This window comes from Sphingomonas sp. UBA978 (genome assembly GCF_002292295.1).
Classification (GTDB): domain Bacteria; phylum Pseudomonadota; class Alphaproteobacteria; order Sphingomonadales; family Sphingomonadaceae; genus Sphingomonas.
In genome coordinates this window covers 23778-43713 of record NZ_DBBS01000020.1, presented here as the reverse complement: position 1 = coordinate 43713, position 19936 = coordinate 23778, and the positions used below count along the sequence as shown (strand labels likewise).

Below are 19936 nucleotides of genomic sequence, written 5' to 3'. Positions count from 1 at the left end.
TCGCGGACGGGGCCGGATCGCGCGGCCCCGTCCGGATCGATCAGAAGTTTTTGCCGATGGTGAGATAGACCACGCGCCCGCGCGGATCCCACCGGAAGAAGTCGATGCCATAATCGGAATCGAGGAACGGCGACCGCGTGCCGAGCAGGTTGGTCGCGCCCATCGACAACGTCGTCCCCTGCATCAGGCCCGTGCGCTCCCCCATCTTGACCCGCAGCTGCGCGTCGAGCGTGGTGATGCTGCCGACGGTCAGCACCTTCGCGCCGAACACCGGATTGTCGGTCCCCGATTTGTGATTGACCGCGAGGATCGCGCCGACCGCCCCCTTGCTCCAGTCGAGAGTGCCGCGCAGCGAAAAGGGCGATCCGAACAGCAGGTTGCGGCGCAGGTCGGTCTCTTCGGTGCGCGGGAGCAACCGGCGCTTGCGGGTCAGCACCTCGCTCGCCTGTACGTTGAGGTTGAACGACCCCAGCCTGTTTTCAGGCAGGCGGACGTTCAGCCGGGCATCGATACCGCTGCTCTTGAAGGTCGCGGCGTTGATCGGGATGTTGTCGAGAAACTCGAGCACACCCGCGCTCTGCCCCGCCGCGGGCGCCGCGCGGCGGAAATATTGCGGATAGAGATCCTCGATCTGGATGAAGTCGTCCGCGCTCGGCCGGAACACCAGGTTGCGATAGTGGATGTTGTAGTAATCGGCCGACAGCGTGACGATCCGGTTGAACAGCGACAGTTCGCCGCCGCCCGACCACGTCTTCGACGTCTGGTTGTCGAGCATCGGGTTGCCGCCGGTGCGAAAGGTCGTGACGACGGTCTGGCCGCCGAACTTCGGATCGTTGACCCGGTTGTTGCTGTTGGTCTGCGGCGCGAACAGCTGGTCGTTATAGGGGACGCGGAAGGCGGTCGAATATTGCCCGCGCACCGTCAGCCCCTTCACCATTTCCCACGCCACGCCGGCCCGCTTGGTAAAGGCATGGACGGAATCGACGGTTCCGATCCTGTCGTACCAGTCCTCCCGGCCCGCCAGCGTCACCACCAGCGACCGCATGCCGGGGAAGGCGACGTCCTTGCCGATCAAAGGGATCTGCACTTCCCCGAACGCGGCATATTGCGCGCGGGAATAGGTGCCGTCTGCCACGAGGCGGACCCCCGTGGACAGGGTCCGGGTGATGACCGGATTGCGATATTCCCCACCGACAGCAGCGCGGATTTCCCCGGTCGGCAATGTCAGCAGGGTGCTGTCGGCGCGGGCGACCAGTTGGCGGTCCTCGCTGATCCAGCGCGGAAAGTCGCGACGCGACACCAGCTTCTTCAGCGTCTCGGGATTCTGTGCCGATCCGTCGCCGAACAGGTTGAGCGCGGTCGCCCGGTTGGTGTCGGCGGCCGCCGCGACCAACGCGGCGGCGTTGAGGCCGGTCGTATAACCGCGGGTGATGTTGCGGCTGAACGTTGCATCGACGGCCGCACGCCAGTTGCCGAACGGCAGCTTGACCCGCGACCCGATGCTGCCCCCGAAGCTGGTGAAGGTGCTCGATTGCAGCGTCCGCGGAAAGGTCCCCAGCGCGATTTCGCCGCGAAAGTCGTAATAGGTGCGGGCCGGACGGCCGAGCGGGTTGAACGGATTGGTCGCGGGGACGAGGATGCTGCCCGAGGCAGGCTGGATGCGCGCGAGCGAGGTCCGCTGCGACCACAGGCCCGATATGTCGACCGTCCAGCTGCCGACCAGGGTCTGCGACAGCGTGCCGCTAAACGCCAGATTGTCGCTCGACGGGGTCAGTTCGACCGAGCGGTAATCGGTATAGCGCACCTCGCCTGCCTGTGCCGCCGGGATGAAATCGGCGGCGGTCAGGCTGGTGCCGGGACCGGCCGGACCATAGACGCAGGTGCGCGGGCGACCGCTGTTGGCCGGCAGGATGAACACCGGCAGATTGCCCGGCTCGCCCAGCGAACAGCGCTGGCTGCGAAAATCCTTGCCGCCGCGCGAGCGCTGGTCGCCGATCGGGCCGTCGAGCCGCGCAATCAGCACGGGGTCGTCGCGGCGATAGCTGCCCGACAACATCAGCGACCCGCTATTCCAGTTGAACCCGCCGCTGGCGACGATCGACGCATCGTCGGCGCTCGTTTGTGACAGGCCATAGCGCACGGTCATGTCGAAACCGCGATACCCGTTTTTCAGGATGATGTTGACGACGCCGGCGACCGCATCGGCACCATAGACCGCCGATGCGCTGTTCGACAGAATCTCGATCCGTTCGATCGCGTTGAGCGGGATCGTCGAGATATCGACGCCCTGCCCGCCGCTCGCACCGGCCGCGGCCATGCGCCGCCCGTTGAGCAGGACGAGCGTGCCGCCCTCGCCCAGTCCGCGCAGGTTGATGCCGCTGCCCGCGCTGACCGAATTGGGCAACGACCCGTCGGGCAGCGTCAGCGCGCCACCTTCGAACGCCGCCTCGGTATTCAGCGCGGCGTTGACGCCGCCGAACCCGGTCGCGGCGCTCGACGTGCCCACCTGCGTCAGCGAGCGGATCAGCTGGTCGGGCGTGGTGAAGCCGCTGCGCGCGATGTCCTTTGCCGTGACGACGGTGACGGGCGCGGTCGGTTCGGCACCGCGGATGTTGCTGCCGGTGACGACGATCTCGCCACCGTCGTCGCCGGTTCCCACATGCTCCGACACCGCTTCGATGACATAGGTCGCGCCGTCGTCGTCCTGCCGTCGGGCGATCAGGTTGGTGCCGCGCAGCAGCAGACGCAGCGCATCGTCGACCGAATGGATGCCACGCACCGCGCGAGTGCGCTTGCCTTGCACCACGTCGCCGCGCGCGAGCAACTGGATACCGGCCTGACGGGCGAACAACGGAATCGATCGGGTGGCGGACTGTGCCGCGATGTCGAAGCTGCGGTTCTGCGCGACCGCAGGTGCTGCCGACAGGCTGACGGCGGCCATGGCGATCGGCAAGGTCAGATAGCGATAATAAGGCATCACATGTGTTCCCCCTCGACGCCGCAGCCCCCCGGCCGCAGCGTCCCCACACATCAAGATGCGCCGCCCGAAACTTTCCTACGCCACCGTCACAGAAATTATTTCGAACTGTCGCGAAACTGCCGCCGGACGGTGATGCGGATGGTTTCGCCGTCCTGGATCATGTCCGCCTGGGCGACCGCTGCGGCGGAGCGGGCGAAGGCGACCGGATCGTCGGTGCGGAAATATCCGATCAGCGGTGCCGAGGCGACGGCCGGATCGACCGCGATCTGGATGCGGTTGTAGCGATTGATCTCGTTCGCCGCGTCGCCGAGCGTCTGTCCCTCGAGCGCGAGCTCCCCCTTACGCCATGCCAGGTCGCGTTCGACGGCGGCGGGCATCGCGACGGGTGGCGCAGGAACGCCTGCGGTCGGAACGACCATCTTTTCGCCGGCCCGTACCCGCAGCGCCGGCCCGGCGCCGCCGCGGCGAACCTCGACCACCCCCTGCGTGACCAGAAGATCGATGCCGTCGTCGCGCCGCCGGACCGAAAAGGCGGTGCCGACCGCCTCGACCTCGATCGCGCCCACGGCCACGACGAACGGGCGCGACCGGTCGTGCGCGACCTGGAACCATGCCTCGCCGCGATCGAGCACGATGCGGCGCTGCGCGGCCTCCATGGCGACGTGCAGGCTGGACGCGGTATTGATCGCCACCACCGATCCATCGCTCAATGGCACACGTCGCACCTCGCCAAGCGCGGTGACGAGATGCTGGTCCGACGGCCACAGGGCCAGCCCCGATGCCACCACCGCGACCAGCGCCGCGGCGACCAGCATCATCCGGCCGGCATGCCGGCGCAGCGCGGCCACCATCCGCCCGGTCGCCGGGATCGGCGCGGCGACGCCCGCCGCCCGCAACCGCTGCACCCGGGAGAGACCCGCCTGCGCACGCAGCAACGTGCCGCACCGCCGCGGATCGGCGTCGAGCCAGGCCTGCAGGGCGTCCGTGGCCGCGGCGTCCAGCGCGCCGTCGTCCAGGCGGCTCGCCCAATAGGCTGCGCCCTCATCGTTGGTTTCTGTCATTGTCCTGCTCGATCGCGACGGGGCACGCCTGGGCGGCGGCCGTGTCCTCTGTTTCCATTGCCTTCATGACGAGGCGCAGCCCGCGGATCGCCTGCGCCTCGACCACCGCTTCGCTCACCCCCATGCGTTCGGCGATCTCGCGTTGCGGCACGCCGTGCACGCGCCGCTGCAGGAATATCGTCCGGCATCGTTGCGGCAGCGCGTCGATCAGGCGCTGGACACGCAGCAATTCCAGCCGTGCGCTGGTGTGACGGTACGGATCGGGTTCGTCGTCGGCCAGCACCAGCGCCTGGGCCTCGGTCAACGCATCCATGCGGACGATACGATCGTGACGGACGCGTTGCAGAAGGGCATGACGCGCGGCGGTGAAGAAATAGGCCCGCGGGTTGCGAATGTGCGCAACGCTGTCCAGCCGCGCGAGCGCGACATAGGCATCCTGCACGATGTCGCCGATCTCGCTGTCGGGAACGCCCATCCGCGCGAGGCGGGCGCGTACATGCGCTTCGTTCGGCAGAATATGGTCTCCAACCCACGCAATAACCTCGGGACGAGCCTGTCGTTGCGACGAGATGCTTGCCTCCTCCCGGCTGCGCTGCCGGCCTGTTGCTAGAGATGCGCGACGCCGCACTTTCCGACATCCGCCGCCCGCATCGCGACGCTTTTTGTTGGCAGATCGCCGGATCGACGGGACGATCTTTGCACAGGATCGGTCGCGCCGCCATAGTGTATACGATTCTGGGAGGGGCTGAGCGCCGGACGCTGGCTAGGTTCGCCTCTATCCCATTGTCACGCATATCGATTACGACACCGGTCGATCGATGCTGCCGCCGCAGCCGCGTTGCATCGGACGGACATGCCCTTGCGTGGCCGACGGGCGATCCCTGACAATGACCGGATCATCGGCAACCAGCCAAATATCCAACAACGCGAGACAATATTATATCGTATAATTTAATTGTTGCGAGTCCGGCGCGCGTGTATTCGTCGCTGGCAAACAGGGGGTCGAATGATACGATCGAACGGGCGCAGCTTGCGCGGCATGCTGCTCGCCACCGTCATGCTGGCGACGATGGCGCCGGTGACAGCCGCGCACACGCAACAGGCGACACCGCGAGCGGCGGCTCCCTCGACGCCGACTGCGTCGCCGACCGCACCTCACTGGCCCAGCGTCGCCGAACGCTACGCCAGGGCCGATGCCTATCTGCGCCCGGCGATCGATCGTCTGATTGTCGATGCCGATCTTCGCACGGCGTTCACGTCGGACGGAGCCGGGCTGCTCTATCGCCGTGGCCCTGCCGGCAAGCGCGACTTCCTGTATCTTGACCTCACGACCGGAGCGATACAGCCCGTCATCAACGAGGCCACCATCGCCGCCGCGGTCGGCAAGAGGGTCGGACGGGAGATCGATCCCCGGATGCTCAGCCTCACCCGCCCCGATTATGACGTGAAAACGGGTATCCTCTCCCTCTCCGTCGATGACCGCCGCGTGACGATCGACCGTGCCGGTACGCTTGCCGAAGTGCCGCGGCGGGCGTCCGGCAGCGAAGGCATGGTATCGCCGGACGGACGGTTCGAGATCGTGGCGCGCGATTTCAACCTGTTCGCACGCGATCGGAAATCCGGGCGCGAGGTGGCGCTGACCACCGACGGCACCCGCCATCAACCCTATGGCCGTGGCATCCCGCCCCTCGCCGACATCCTGAGCGCGGGGACCGAGGAGCCGCCGATGCCCGTATCGGTGCGCTGGTCGCCCGACAGCCGCCGGATCGCGACCTGGCGGCTCGACACCCGCGACGTGCCGCGCCTGTCGATCACGCAGGAGAATCCGCCGGGCAGCCTCTATCCCCGCAGCTTTTCCTACGTCTATCCGCTCGCCGGGTCGCCGCATTTGCCGCAGGCGACCCGGCTGGCCATCGATGTCGAGGATGCGTTGAAGCGCCGCCGCGCCACGCTCGTGCCGCTGCAGGTACCCGCGGAATCGCTGCTTTACCCCGGCGACCCCGATCTCGACTGGTCGGACGATCGCACGATCCGCGCGCAATGGACCGAACGCGGCTATGGTTCGCTCGTCGTCTATGCCGCCGATGCGAATACCGGCCGGGCGCGCATCACCGCGCGCGAGGCGGTGAAGCCGCTCGTCACCGTCACCTCCACCGCGATCCGGCCCGCGCCCGAACTGGGCGGCGAGCTGGTCATCTCCGAACGCTCCGGCTGGGCACAGCTTTATCTGGTGCGGCCGGACGATGCCAATGGCGGCATTCCGCTGACCCGCGGAACGTGGGAGGTGCTGTCGGTGGATCATGTCGGCGCGCACGGGCGTGCGCTGATCGTCAGCGGCGTCGGGCGCGAGGGGGACCGCAATCCCTATTATCGCGCGCTCTACCGCCTGACCCTCGACGGTAGCCAGCCGCAGCTGCTGACGCCGGAGCCGCTCGACCATGCCACCCGCATCTCGCCCGACGGCCAGTGGTTCGTCGATGCGATGTCCAGCCCCACCAGCCCGACCGTCACCGTCGTCCGCTCCACGATCGATGGCCGGATCGTCGCGACGCTGGGCCATGCGGACGCGCGCGCGCTGCTTGCCACCGGCTTCACGCCGCCCGAACCGTTCCGCGGGGTCGCGGCGGACGGCAGGACGCCGATCTACGGCATGATCTGGCGCCCCGCCAATTTCGACCCCGGCCGGCGCTATCCGATCATCGACAACGTCTATACCGGCCCGACCACCACCGACGTGCCGACGACCTGGATCGATTCGATCGCCAACAGCCCGGCGAGCGTCGCGCAGCTCGGCGCGATCGTCGTCACCATCGACGGGCGCGGCACCTCGCGACGCGGGCAGGCGTTCCGGCTGGACGCCTATCGGAATCTCGGCGAGGTCGGGCTGGACGACCATATCGCGCTGATCCGCCAGATGGCCGCGCGCTACCCCTATATCGATACCGACCGGGTTGGCGTCTATGGCGGTTCGGCGGGGGGCTATGACGCGGCGCGGTTCGTGCTGAGGCGGCCGGGCTTCTTCAAGGTCGCGGTCGCCTCGTCGGGCAACCACGACCTGCGGCTCGACAAGGCATGGTGGCCGGAGGTGTCGATGGGCAATCCCGATGCGGCGACGTGGGAACGCAACTCCAACATGTCGGTGGCGGGCAACCTCGTCGGCAAGCTGCTGCTGATCCACGGCGACATCGACGACAATGTGCCGGTGACGGAGAGCCTGCGCCTCGCCAACGCACTCATCGAAAAGGGCCGCGACGTCGATCTCGTCATCCTGCCCAACACCACCCACTGGGTGTTCCAGCCGTTCTTCTGGCGCAAGCTGCGCGATTATTTCACCATCCATCTGCTGGAGGAGCGTCCGCCGTCGATGCCGCGGCCGGTCGCGCCCGTCATTCCCGCCACCGCACCACCGATCGCACCGGCTCCGGCGAACTGAGTGAGGCCGGCCGTCATTCGTCGGACGCTGCCGGCAAGCAACGATCAGGGCCGGAAAGGTCAGGTGGCGGCGGCGCGCTTCAGCAAACTGTGCCGACGGCCGTAGGCGACATAGACCAGCAGCCCGATCGCGTTCCAGATGCCGAAGCGGATAATCGTCGCACCCGGCAGGCTCAACAGAAGGTACAGGCAACCCAGGATCGCCAGCGTACCAACGACGTACGGCGCCGGGCAACGGAACAGCCGCTTCATATCCGGTGCCGTCCTGCGCAACACCATGAGGCAGGCGCCGACCGAGATGAACGCGACCAGCGTGCCGGCATTGGCCAGTTCCGCGATCTCGTCCAGCCGGAAGAAGCCGGCGATCGCCGCGATCGAGATGCCGGTTATCACCGTAATCCGCGTCGGGGCGCCGCTACGCGGCGAAACCTTCGCCAGACCGCTCGGCAGCAGCCCGTCGCGCGCCATGACGAAGAAGATGCGGCTCTGTCCGTACATCATCACGAGGATCACCGACGGCAACGCAACGACGGCGGCCAAAGCGATCAGATACGCGGCGCGCGGTTCTCCGAGCGCGCGCAGGACGAGCGCCAGCGGCTCGGGCGAGTCGGCGAGTTGCTGGAACGGCAGCGCGCCGATCGCGGCGACCGCGACGAGCATGTAGATGATCGTGCATACCAGCATCGATCCGACGATCCCGGTCGTGAGGTCGCGTCCCGGATTCCTGGCCTCCTCGGCCGAAGTCGCCACCGCATCGAACCCGTAAAAGGCGAAAAAGACGATCGCCGCCGCCGCCATCACGCCGCGCGTCTCGCCGCCGGTCTCGGTCGCCGCAAAGCCGTAGGGCATGAACGGTTCGAGATTCTGTCCCTGAAAGGCAGGGAGCGCGAAAGCGATGAAAATGCCGAGCGCGACCAGTTTGATGACGACCAGTACGATATTGAGCGTCGCGCTCTCGCGCGTTCCTGCCACCAGCAGGCCCATCACCGCGAGCGCGACGGCGACGGCAGGCAGGTTGATGATCCCGCCGCCATGCGGCCCGACCAGCAACGCAGGCGGCAAATGCACGCCCGCGGTCTGGATCCAGCCGACAAGATAGCCGGACCAGCCGACAGCGACGGTCGAGCAGGCGAGCGAATATTCCAGGATCAGGCTCCAGCCGACGACCCAGGCGATCGTCTCGCCCAGGGCGGCGTAGCTGAAGGTGTAGGCGCTGCCCGCCGCCGGGAGCATCGTCGCGAGCTCGGCATAGGCCAGCGCAGCGCAGGCGCATACGGCGCCCGCGATCGCGAAGGCCAGGATGACCGCCGGACCTGCGCGTTCCGCGCCCACACCGGTCAGGGTGTAGATGCCGGTCCCGACGATCGCACCGACGCCAAGCGCAATCAGATGCGGCCAGCTCAGCGTCTTCGCGAGGCTTTGCCCCGCAAGATGCTCGGTAATCGTCTCAGGCGACTTGCGCGGTCCGAACATCGTATAGCCCCCTTGGTGGTATCAGCCTGCGCGTGCGCCGAACTGCGCGTGCAAATCGTACAAAGTCCCTCGGATATGTTCGGCCATCAGCCGGTCCAGCAGCGCGGCATCGCGCGCCATCCACGCGTCGATCAGCTTCTTGTGCTCGACATGCGCGCGCGCATTGCGCCCGGCGGGCTGCAGGTGCGCGACGACGTAGCGTTCGGCGAGGATCGACAGCCGCTCGACCATCTGCGTGGTGAGCAAGCGGCCACCGGGCCGGACGAGCGCGGTGTGAAATTCGCGGTTGCGCACCGCGACATCGCCCAGACTGTCGTTGGCCGCGCGATCGAGCGCCTCGAACGCCGCCATCGCGACGGCGCGATCCGTCTCGGTCGCGATAGTCGAGGCATGAGCCGCGGCGCGCGGCTCGATCCCCAGGCGCAGTTCGTAGATTTCGTCGACCTCCGTGGCCGACATGCCGCGGACGAAATAGCCACGATTGGCCTGGCTGGTCAGCAGCCCCTCCTGCTCCAGCCGCGCGAGCGCCTCGCGCAGCGGGATCTTGCTCACGCCCAGATCGCGCGCCAGCGCATCCTGACGGATCGGCACCTCCTCGGGCAGCGTGCCGGTGACGATCTGGTCGCGCACGATCTCGAAGACCCGTTCGGACAGGGTTCGGATGACGATGCTCATGCCACGCACACTCCTTCGTCCACGTCCGTACCGCACGCCGCTGTACGATGACCGCGACCGGTCATGTCACCGAGAAACCGTCCCAGAACGGATCGGCGCGATCGATCCAGATCGTGTTGAACCCGGTCGCCACCGCCGATCCCTCGATCGACGGGATGATCGCGACCTTCTCACCGAGCGAGGTGGCCGATTCCACCCGGCCCGTGAAGCGGCTGCCGATATAGCTTTCGTGCACGAAGCGCTCGCCGACCCGCAGCCGCCCCTGCGCGGCAAGGTGCGCCAGCCGCGCCGAGGTGCCGGTACCGCACGGGCTGCGGTCGATCGCCTTGTCGCCGTAGAATACGGCGTTGCGACCATCGGCCCCGTCGGCGCGCGGCACGTCCGCCCACAGCACATGACTGACGCCGTGGATCGTGGGATCGAGCGGGTGGACCGGTTCGAACGCCGCGCGCACCGCCGCGCGCACCCGCACGCTCAGATCGACGATGCGCGCCGCGCCCAGATCATCGAGCGACGTATACGCCCCCTGCGGCTCGACGATCGCGTAGAAATTCCCGCCATAGGCGACATCGACCGATAGCGGCCCGAGCCCCTCGACATCGATCGCGATGCCGGTCGCCGCGACGTAGCTCGGTACGTTGACGATGCGCACCGACGTGACCTTGGCGCCTTCGGTCGCATAGGCGATCTCGATCACCCCCGCCGGCACCTCGACGCGCAATCGTCCCGGCGTGGCCGGTTGGATGAGCCCGTGCTCCAGCGCGAACGTCACCATGCCGATCGTACCGTGGCCGCACATCGGCAGGCAGCCCGAGGTTTCGATGAACAGGATGCCGATATCGGTATCGTGCTGCGTCGGCGGGTAGAGGAAGCCGCCCGACATCATGTCGTGGCCGCGCGGCTCGAGGCACAGGCCGGTGCGGATCCAGTCGAACCGCGCCATGAAATCCTGCCGCCGTTCGGACATGGACGCGCCGCGCAACAGCGGCGCACCGCCGACCACCAGACGGACCGGATTGCCCGCCGTATGGCCGTCGATGCAGAAGAACGTATGGCGCATCGGCACGGCCTGTCAGCCCGCTCTGGCCGGTGCCAGCACGGGGCGGGTGTCCGCCGCGCGCTCGACCATCGCGATCACCTCGGCACGGCGCGCGCCGACCAGCGGATAGCGCGGCGGCAGCACGCGCTCCGAACCGCGGCCCATCACCTGCTCGGCAAGCTTGATCGACTGGACGAGGTCATGCTCGGCATCAAGATGCAGCAGCGGCATGAACCAGCGATAGATTTCCATCGCCTTGGCATGATCGCCGCGATCGAATGCCGCGACCAGCTCGACCGACTCCTTCGGAAACGCGTTGGTCAGCCCCGACACCCAGCCTTGCGCGCCGAGATACAGGCCCTCAAGCGCCACGTCGTCCAGCCCTGCAAAGAGCACGAAGCGGTCGCCGAACGCGGTGCGGATGTCGGTGAAGCGACGCGTGTCCGGCGCGGATTCCTTGATGGCGACGATGTTCGGCACGTCGACCAGTTCGGCAAGCACATTGCTGTCGATCATCGTGCGATAGGCCGGCGGGTTGTTGTACAGCATGATCGGCAGGCCGGTATTACCAGCCACGCCCTTGAAATGCGCCGCCAGCTCGGCGGGCTTCGGTACATAGACCATCGGCGGCAACAGCATCAGCCCGTCCGCGCCGACATCCTCCGCCGCCCGGGCATAACGCACGGCGCGACGCGTATCATATTCCGATACGCCGGTAATCACCGGCACGCGCCCCGCCACGACCTCGACGATCGCGCGCAGCACCCGCGTCTTTTCGTCGAAATCGAGCGAATTGTTCTCTCCGACGGTGCCAAGGGCGATCACGCCGGTGACCCCGTCCTTGATGAGGTCGTCGACGACGCGTTGCGTATCGCCTAGGTCTATCGATAGATCCTCGCGCAACTGGGTCGTCACCGCCGGGAACACACCCTTCCAACCAATCGCCATCTGTCCCACTGCCTTCTTGAGTTCGAATATCGTATACTATAATCGCCGTCGTGGTGCAACAGGATGATCCCGTGACTCGAACGATGGTGATCGGCGGCGGCGTGATCGGGCTGTGTGCGGCGATCGATCTGGCGCGGCGCGGCGGCCACGTCGTCGTGATCGACGCGACGCCCGCTCGTACCGCCGCCTCATGGGGCAATGCCGGGCACATCGCGACCGAACAGGTCGCGCCCCTCGCCTCGCGCGCCGCGATCCGGTCTGCACCCCGCCGCCATTTCGCCAGAGGCGGCGCGCTCGATCTGCCGCATGCAGGCATCCGCCACTGGCTGCCCTTCGCGTGGCGCCTGATCGCGGCGTCGAGCCCGCGTCGTTTCGCCGAGGGCAGTGCCGCACTCGGCTCTCTGCTCGCGCAAGCGATGCCCGCGTGGCAGCAGCTGACATCCTCGATGGGCGCACCCGAGCTCCTGTGCCGCGACGGCCATATCGTCGCCTGGGAAAGCGCGGCGAGCGCCGCCATCGGTCGCGCCGCCTGGGCCGCCGCCGACACCGGAACGGCGCGCTTCGCCGAGGCGACCGCCGCCGAGATGGCCGACCTCCGCGCGCTATCGCCGCACGTCGCTGCGGCGATCCGCTTCGACGGCAGCGGCCAGATCACCGACCTCGGCATGCTCGCCGATATGCTGGAAGCAGAACTGCTTCGTCTCGGTGGCCGGATCGAGCGGCGGCATGCCACGCTGGACGTCGTCGACGGCACCGCGCTGGTCGATGGCCACAGGCCCGATCTGGTGCTGGTCAGCGCTGGCGTGCGATCGTCCGCGCTGATGGCCGCGGCCGGGCACCGCACCCCGCTGATCGCCGAACGCGGCTATCATATCCGCGGCAGCGCCAGCGCGTGGCCGGCCGACATGCCCCCCGTCGTGTTCGAGGACCGTTCGATGATCGTCACCCGCTATGGCGGATGCGTGCAGGCAGCGAGCTTCGTCGAACTCAACGACCCCGACGCCCCGCCCGACCCGCGCAAATGGGACCGGCTGGAGCGTCACGTCGCCGCCCTCGGCCTGCCGGTCACCGGGCCGTACGAAAGATGGATCGGGTCGCGCCCCACCCTGCCCGATTACCTGCCCGCCATCGGCCGCTCGACCCGCGTCTCCAACCTGATCTACGCCTTCGGGCATCAGCATCTTGGGCTGACGCTCGCAGCCGTTACCGCGCGGATCGTCGGTGCGCTGGCGCATGGCGAAACCCCGCCGGTCGAAATCGCCCCGTTCGATATCGCGCGCTTCGAGCGTGGCAGGGGGCGGACATGACCCTCTTGCAGATCGCCCTTGACGCGGCGACTGTCGCCGGCGCGCAAGACGCGGGCGCGAGGCGCACGGTTGACACCATGGTGGCCTTCCGCTCGGGCGCAAACGCTGCGGCACGCCGGATGGGACCCGCGGTGATGTCACTCGCACCCGGCGAGCGTGCGGTCCCGACCCGGCGTCACCGGCACGGCCGGCCTGGGCGATAGCACCTGCCATTCCTGCACTGCGACGCCCGCATGGGTGCCGTTCGCGCCCGACGCCTCGAACGTCGCGCGCAGGCAGCGCGTCGTGACGGGGGCGAAGGTCGTGTCCTGATACGCGCCCGGGATCGCGCCGTAGCCCGACGCGTTCGCCACCGGTTTCCAGCCCCGGTCGAAATATTCGATCCGCCAGGCCGCTGGCGGCGCGACGCCGGTCCCCGACCCCGCCGGCTGGTCGGCGAAGAACCAGATGCGCGACCCGTTCACCGTCACCGGCCGGTTCCAGCGATATGCGATCCAGCTCCGTCTGGCGGAATCGCCAGTCCAGTTGCCCCACATGTCGGGCGGCAACGGCGCAGTCTTGACGACGCCGTCGTTCAGCGCCCTGATCCAATATTGCACCGGGATCGGCTCGTTCGAGGCACTGGCAAAGGCCGCCCCGGCGACGTTGCGTGTCACCGCCGGGGCCGGCTGCCGCCGCCGCGTCGGCACCACCATGCGGATTCGCGCCGGGCTGACGCTGTCGTCCCACTCGATCCGGTCCAGCGCGACCGAACGGCGGAAATGCCCGCCGCCCACCGCATCGGCAGTGTGATAGGCGAGATACCACTTGCCCTTGAACTCGACCGCGCCGGGATGCGACGTTGTCGACGATACGGGCTTCAGCATCACCCCGCGATAGACCCAGGGCCCGAGTGGCGATGTCGCGGTGCTGTAGGCGATGCAGGCGTGATAGAGGGTCGGCGTACAGGTCGAGCGCGGCCCGGCATTGTTCGCCGCATAGATCATGTAATAGACGCCCTTGCGCTTCATGAGCCATGGCGCTTCGAAGAAGCCGTCGACCCCGTCGATACGCCTCTCCGCCCCCTTCGGCGTCACCATGTCACGCGCCAGTTCGATGCCGCGCATCTGTCCGAACGTTCCCCAATAAAGGAACACGCGTCCGTCATCATCGACCAGCACGCTGGGGTCGATGTTCTGGATGTCGTTGCGCTCGGGCGTCCGTTGCGACACGATCGGCCCGGCGGGATGCGCGTCGATCCACGGACCCACGGGCCTGTCCGCCACGGCCACGCCGATCGCGAAACGGTCCTTCGCCTGACTGTCGTGCTGCACCACCGGCGCGTAGAAATAGAAGCGGCCGTCGCGCGCCTTGACGATCTGCCCGGCATAGGCGCGCCCGGGCTCGGCCCATCGGAACACCGTCTCCGGCCGCGCGACATGGGGATAGTGCGTCCACCTGCCCGATGCCGGGTCCTGCGTGGCGAGCAACTGCCACTCGTTCATGATGAAGTCGTTAACGTCCGCCGGCGCCTCATCGCGCCCGGCCAGCATCCACAGCGTGTCGCCATCGACCAGCGGGGCGGGATCGGTCGAATAAAAGCGGCCATCGGCGAGGATCGGATTGCCGCTGCTGACGATCTGCTCGCTCCGCTGCGCGCCTGCAGCAGCGGACAGGCCGAGCAGGCACATCCCGTCCATCAGTCTGCGCACATCATTCCTCGTTCGGATAGGGGCCTTTGCCACCCTCGGCGATCAGGCGGTCGATGCGGCGGTCGATCTCGGGCAGCGGCACCGATCCCAGCGCCAGCACCGCGTCGTGGAAGGCGCGGATGTTGAACTTGGGCCCCAGCGCCGCCTCGGCCCGCGCGCGCGCCTTCCGGATGGCCAGCTCGCCCATATAATAGCTCAACGCCTGCCCCGGCCAGGCGATGTAGCGGTCGACCTCGGTTGTCACCTCATGCTCGGCAAGCGCAGTGTTGTCGCGCAGATAGGCCTGCGCTCGCTCGCGGCTCCACCCCTGGCTGTGGATGCCGGTGTCCACCACCAGCCGCGCCGCGCGCCACATCTGGTAGCTGAGCATGCCGAACACCTCGTACGGCGTGCCGTACATGCCCATCTCCTCGCCCAGCGCCTCGCAATAGAGCGCCCAGCCCTCGCCATAGGCGGAGATGTAACCGTCGCGGCGGAACTGCGGCAGCGCGGTGTTCTCGGCGGCCAGCGGCATCTGCATCGCATGGCCCGGCGCGCTTTCGTGCAGCGTCAGCGCGGGCAGCGAATAGAGCGGACGCGCAGGCAGATTGTAGGTGTTGACGAGGTAGATGCCGGGTCCGCCCCGCCCCCCGGTGTAGAAGGGCGCAAGATCGTCCGGCACCGGCTCGATCGTGAAGCGGCTGCGCGGCAGTCGCCCGAACCAGCGCGACGCCTTCCCGTCGAACGTCTTCGCCAGCCAGGCAGCGCGGTTAAGCAGGTCCTGCGGCGTCTTGGCGTAGAATTGCGGATCGGTGCGCAGGAAGGTCAGAAACGCAGGCAGATCGCCCCTGAACCCCGCCGTCCGCATGACGTCCAGCATCCGCGCACGGATCTTCGCGACTTCGGCGAGGCCGATGGCGTGAATCTGTTCGGGGGTCAGGTCGAGCGTCGTGAACGCGCGGACCTTCGACCGGTAATAGGCACGACCGTCCGGCAGGTCATAGGCGGCGAGCGCGGTACGCGCGCCGGGGATATATTCGCCGCGCAGGAACGTCAGCAGCGCCTCGTGCGCAGGCACCACCGCATCGCTGATCGCCGCCGCAGCGTCGGCCCGCAGCGCCGCCTGCGTCGCGGCAGGGATGACGGACGGCATCGTTGCGAAGGGGGCGTAATAGGGCGATGCCTCCGCCGACGGCGCGTCCACCACCTGCGCGACGCCGATGTCGCGACCGATCAGCGTCACCGCCGCTGGCGTGAAACCGCGCGTCAGTCCGGCGCGCATATTGTCGGTCTGCTGCCCGAAATAGCGCGGGATATCGCGCATCATCGCGATATAGTCGCGATAGTCGGCCTCGGTCCGGAAACTGCCGCGCGACCATTCCAGCACATCGCCCCAGAAGCTGGTGTCCGAATTCAACGGCTTCTCATAGTCGCGGTAGCGCTGCTCGGCGAGCAGCGCGTCGATCTGCCCCTTGTACACCGCGTAATCGACACGCGCGGCGGGACGGAGCGTCGCGGGACGGATCGCCGCCAGCGCGGCCGCCGTCCGCGTCCAGCGCGCCAGCCGCTCCGCCTGCACCTTCGGCCCGACATCCGGCAGGCGCGCGGTGACACCGGCGGGACGGTCCTCGCCCGGACCCTGCTGATACTGACGCCATTTATATTCGGCGGTGTACAGCGCCTTGAAGCGGGCGTCGGCGCCGGGTGCGGCCTTGCGCGGTGCGGCCTGCCCCGGTGCAACAAACGCAACCAGTACCAGACCAGCGATCAAAACCCTCATGCCGGAACCCCTCCCGCCAGCGCCATGATCTCCGCGTGCAACGCCGCCGGTATGACGACGCCATTCGCCTCGCTTACGCGGCGCGCGGCATAGCGGCGTTCGGACGGCAGGCGCGCGCCCTGCGCCGTGATCGCGGTGAACATCGCCTCGGCACGCGCCATATGCCGCGCCGCCTCCGCACCCAGGAAGCCCGCCGGATCGATGGCGAGGATCAGTTCGCCACCGATCGGCGATCCGCCCCGCCCACGGTCCGTCGCCAACGATTCCGCCGACGTCATGTCGCCGATCAACGGCCCGGCGAGCAGCTCGACCATCGCCGCCAACGCCGAACCCTTATGTCCGCCGAACGTCCGCATCGCGCCGTCCAGCACCGCCGCCGCGTCGGTCGTCGCCTGTCCCTCGGCATCATAGCCCCAGTCGGCCGGCACAGCCTTTCCAGCCCGGCGATGCAGTTCGATCTCCCCGCGCGCCACCGCGCTGGTGGCGAAGTCGAACACGAACGGGTCGCGGCCCGCGCGCGGCCAGCCGAACGCGATCGGATTGGTCCCGAACACCGGTTTCGTCCCGCCGGCCGGCGCCACCCACGCATGGCTGGGCGTGACCGCCAGGGCGACCAGTCCATCGCCGGCCAGCGCCTCCACCTCCGGCCATAGCGCGGCGAAATGCACGACATTGGTGATCGCCAGCGCCGCGATGCCCGACGCGCGCGCCTTCGCGGCCAGTGCAGAACGGCCCAGCGCGAAGGCCGGCTGCGCGAATCCGCCGCCGCCATCGACACGGACTAGCCCCGGCGCGCAATCGTTCAGGCACGGCACCGCATCCGTGACCACGACACCGGCGGAGATGCTGCGCGTCGCGACCAACAGGCGGTAGATGCCGTGGCTGGCACATCCGTCGCGCTCGCCCGCGACCATCGTCTCCGCGACCGCATCGGCGTGTTCGGGCGTCAGCCCCGCCCCGCGCAGCACACGGACCGCCAGCGTGTGCACGGCATCCAGCGTCATCCGCACACCGCCGTCAACGACCGCGCTCATGCGGTGACGGGCTTGGCGGTGTAGATTCGCACGCCGAATACCGGCCCGGCGCTGCTCCGGTCGTGCGGCACGAAGCGCACGCGGACGCTCGCCTTGCCCCTGGTCAGCGCCTCGGGCAGCGGATAGTCGACGTCCATGAACTTGCCCGGGCGGTCGTTCTCCAGATGCTGGGTCGCGACCTTTACATTGTCGACCAGTATGTTGAAGTCGCGGCGGCGCTCGTCGCCCCAATAGGCCGCTTGCAGGATCAGCGGGCCGGGCCTCGTTTTCATCGTGAACTCGAAATATCCGCCCGACCGCGCATCGCGCCCGTTCCGCCCGCGATAGCTGGCGGGATACGACAGTTCGGAAACCAGATTGTGATCGCGCTCGGGCTGCATCTCGCCCAGGAACATCGTGTCGACGGAGCGTGCCGCGATATCCTTCACGCGGGCTTGTTCGGCGAGGAACGCGGCCTCTTCGCTCACCCAGGCCGCATCGGTGAAGCGTTTGAAATACAGCGCGCTGCGTCGCTCGTACTGGCGATAGAACGGCACGAACGTCAGATCGCCCGGCCGCACCACATTCTTCGTGGCAAAGATCGCCGCCGCCGGATCGGCGGGCGTGAAGCCGGCCAGCACATTCTGGCCGACCATCGCGGGCTCGACCCCCGCCCACGTCTCGCTCGCCGGTCCGAGATCGCCCGCCAGCACCAGCGGCCCGCGCAAGACGGCGATGACGTTCGCATTGCCCGGCGTCGGTTCGATGCGCAGGTCGAGCGGCAATGTGATCGCGATGGTGTCCTGCGCTTTCCACCGGCGCGTGACGATCGCATAGCCGCGTTCGAACGACGGCTGCACGGCCTTGCCGTTGACGATCACCATCGCCCTGCCCGCGGCATATCCGGGCACGCGCAGCGCGACCGCAAAGCGCCCCGGCCGGGGTAGCGTAGAGAAGGTCAGGCGCGATTCCGGCTCGAAAGGCCACTTCGTGTCGAGCGTAACCCGCGCCTTGCGCGTCGCCCAGCTCGCCTCGACCGGCACGTAGAGGTTGACGATCAGCGTGCCGTCGCCCTCCCACAACACGGAATCGCCATGCTTGGCATGGCTCTCCATCCCCGACCCCACGCAGCACCAGAAGGCGTCGTCGTCGACCGTCGAATAGCCGCGCTCGGCGCCGCTCATCACCGGCGTCATATAGGTGAAGCCGGCGGTCTTCGGGTTCTGCGCCGACATCACGTGGTTGAGATGCGCGCGCTCGTAATAGTCGAACAACGCACCGTCCGGCTGCCAGCTGTACAACTGCCGCGCAAGCTTCAGCATGTTGTACGTGTTGCAATGCTCGCATGTCGATTCGGTGATGTGATCCGCCACCGTGTCGGGCAGCGAAAAATATTCGCGGTCCGAATTGCCGCCGATCACATAGCTGTGATGATGCGTCACGGTGTCGAAGAAGAAGCGCGCCGCGGAGGCCTGCTCCGGTTTGCCGGTCAATTCGTGCAGTCGCGCCAGCCCGATCAGCTTGGGCACCTGCGTGTTGGCGTGGAAGTTCGCCAATCTGTCCTGCTGCTGCGTCAGCGGATCGAGCACGCGGCGATCGTAGATTCGCTCCGCCACCGCAAGCCAGCGTCTGTCGTTGGTCCGCGCGTAGAGTTCGGCGTAGCTTTCGTTGAGCCCGCCATATTCGCAGGCCAGCACCTCCTGCATCTGCCTGTCGTCGAGCGCGGCAAACGTCGTCTCGAAATAGCCCGCCAACCCCTTGACCACCGCCAGTGCCTTGGGATTGCCCCAGCCGGCATGCACGTCGAGCAGGCCGGCGAACAATTTATGGACGGTGTAGAGCGGCGACCACGCACCGTTGAGATCGAACCCGCCCGAACGGATGTCGCCCTTCATCAGCTCGGGGAATATCTCCTCGCCATCGACGATCGTCCCGTCCTTGCGCTTGCGCCCGAGCGCGCCGACGTAACCGGTGCCGCGCCTGGCCTGCGCCTCGGCGAGCTCGTCGACGATATAATCGGCGCGGCGGCGCATCTCGACGTCGCCGGTCTGCTGCCAGGTCAGCACCAGGGCGGTCAGGTAATGGCCCAGGATATGCCCGGCGATCGTGTCGCTCTCCCATCCGCCATAGATGGGTGCCCTGGGCTCCAGCCCGGCATATTTTCGGAAGTTATGCAGCAGGCGATCGGCGCTCAGCCGGTGCAGATATCTGGTGTTGGCCTCTACCGCGGTGGCATAGTCGGAGGGCCGCAACCGCACCGCGCCGAGCGGCAACGGCTGTGCCTTGCCCGGAAGCAGCGACGCCGCCGCCGCCAGCGATCGCCCGGGCGCCAAGGCCAACGCCGCGGCCCCCAGCATCAATTCGCGACGATTGCTCTGGAACACCGGCCCACTCCTGAGATACGGTATACTATCTTTCCCGGCAGCGCTTTTATGTCAATGCTCGAACAGTCGGTCGCGTCATGCCGGTCGCAGAAACGCCACGGTAGCCAATCGGAATAGAATACGTCCTCCGTGCGGACGTCCGCCCGGATCCATCGTTTTGAAGCGCACCAGCAC

At 67.6% G+C, this 19936-nt stretch carries 13 protein-coding genes; 2 read left to right on the top strand and 11 right to left on the bottom strand.

The window, feature by feature from the left end; translation table 11 throughout:
* Positions 1 to 40: 40 nt before the first annotated feature.
* The 3 genes from B2515_RS12840 to B2515_RS12830 all read right to left on the bottom strand — a co-directional run bounded on the left by B2515_RS12840 (position 41) and on the right by B2515_RS12830 (position 4669).
* Positions 41 to 2977 carry a TonB-dependent receptor gene (locus tag B2515_RS12840; RefSeq protein ID WP_293876889.1) on the bottom strand — a complete coding sequence of 979 codons (2937 nt, stop codon included), beginning with the start codon at positions 2975 to 2977 and terminating at the stop codon, positions 41 to 43.
* Positions 2978 to 3075: 98 nt separating this feature from the next.
* On the bottom strand, positions 3076 to 4041 hold the full coding sequence (locus B2515_RS12835) for a FecR family protein (protein ID WP_293876887.1): 966 nt from the start codon (positions 4039 to 4041) through the stop codon (positions 3076 to 3078).
* The gene (locus B2515_RS12830) at positions 4022 to 4669 is read right to left on the bottom strand and encodes a sigma-70 family RNA polymerase sigma factor (RefSeq protein ID WP_293876885.1); all 648 of its coding nucleotides are present in this window, start codon (positions 4667 to 4669) and stop codon (positions 4022 to 4024) included. The genes B2515_RS12835 and B2515_RS12830 overlap by 20 nt, the downstream gene beginning before the upstream one ends.
* Before the next feature lie 378 nt (positions 4670 to 5047).
* Between B2515_RS12830 and B2515_RS12825 the strand changes: the two genes are divergently transcribed.
* Positions 5048 to 7474: a S9 family peptidase gene (locus B2515_RS12825; protein WP_293876883.1), complete on the top strand. Its 2427-nt coding sequence runs from the start codon at positions 5048 to 5050 to the stop codon at positions 7472 to 7474.
* Between the two features lie 59 nt (positions 7475 to 7533).
* Here B2515_RS12825 and B2515_RS12820 read toward each other — a convergent pair whose 3' ends face one another.
* The 4 genes from B2515_RS12820 to B2515_RS12805 form a co-directional block, all read right to left on the bottom strand.
* A complete protein-coding gene (locus B2515_RS12820) occupies positions 7534 to 8946 on the bottom strand; it encodes an amino acid permease (RefSeq protein ID WP_293876881.1) in 1413 nt (470 codons plus the stop codon).
* A gap of 21 nt (positions 8947 to 8967) precedes the next feature.
* Positions 8968 to 9621: a GntR family transcriptional regulator gene (locus B2515_RS12815; RefSeq protein WP_293876879.1), complete on the bottom strand. Its 654-nt coding sequence runs from the start codon at positions 9619 to 9621 to the stop codon at positions 8968 to 8970.
* 61 nt (positions 9622 to 9682) lie between these two features.
* Positions 9683 to 10681, bottom strand: a complete 999-nt coding sequence (locus B2515_RS12810; protein WP_293876877.1) for a 4-hydroxyproline epimerase — start codon at positions 10679 to 10681, stop codon at positions 9683 to 9685.
* 12 nt (positions 10682 to 10693) lie between these two features.
* On the bottom strand, positions 10694 to 11608 hold the full coding sequence (locus tag B2515_RS12805; protein ID WP_293876875.1) for a dihydrodipicolinate synthase family protein: 915 nt from the start codon (positions 11606 to 11608) through the stop codon (positions 10694 to 10696).
* Between the two features lie 71 nt (positions 11609 to 11679).
* On the opposite strand from B2515_RS12805, the gene B2515_RS12800 reads away from it, so the two are divergent.
* Positions 11680 to 12915: an NAD(P)/FAD-dependent oxidoreductase gene (locus B2515_RS12800; protein WP_293876873.1), complete on the top strand. Its 1236-nt coding sequence runs from the start codon at positions 11680 to 11682 to the stop codon at positions 12913 to 12915.
* A gap of 137 nt (positions 12916 to 13052) precedes the next feature.
* On the opposite strand, the gene B2515_RS12795 is transcribed toward B2515_RS12800, so the two are convergent.
* The 4 genes from B2515_RS12795 to B2515_RS12780 are packed head-to-tail and all read right to left on the bottom strand — an operon-like array spanning position 13053 to position 19762.
* On the bottom strand, positions 13053 to 14606 hold the full coding sequence (locus tag B2515_RS12795) for a family 43 glycosylhydrolase (RefSeq protein ID WP_293876871.1): 1554 nt from the start codon (positions 14604 to 14606) through the stop codon (positions 13053 to 13055).
* 1 nt (position 14607) lies between these two features.
* Entirely contained in the window at positions 14608 to 16365 is a 1758-nt protein-coding gene (locus tag B2515_RS12790; protein WP_293876869.1) for a DUF885 domain-containing protein, read from the bottom strand.
* Positions 16362 to 17399 (bottom strand): Ldh family oxidoreductase, encoded by a 1038-nt coding sequence (locus tag B2515_RS12785; protein WP_293876868.1) that lies wholly within the window; start codon positions 17397 to 17399, stop codon positions 16362 to 16364. The genes B2515_RS12790 and B2515_RS12785 overlap by 4 nt, the downstream gene beginning before the upstream one ends.
* Positions 17396 to 19762 (bottom strand): glycoside hydrolase family 127 protein, encoded by a 2367-nt coding sequence (locus B2515_RS12780; RefSeq protein WP_349676250.1) that lies wholly within the window; start codon positions 19760 to 19762, stop codon positions 17396 to 17398. Before B2515_RS12780 ends, B2515_RS12785 begins: the two co-directional genes overlap by 4 nt.
* Positions 19763 to 19936: the final 174 nt, after the last annotated feature.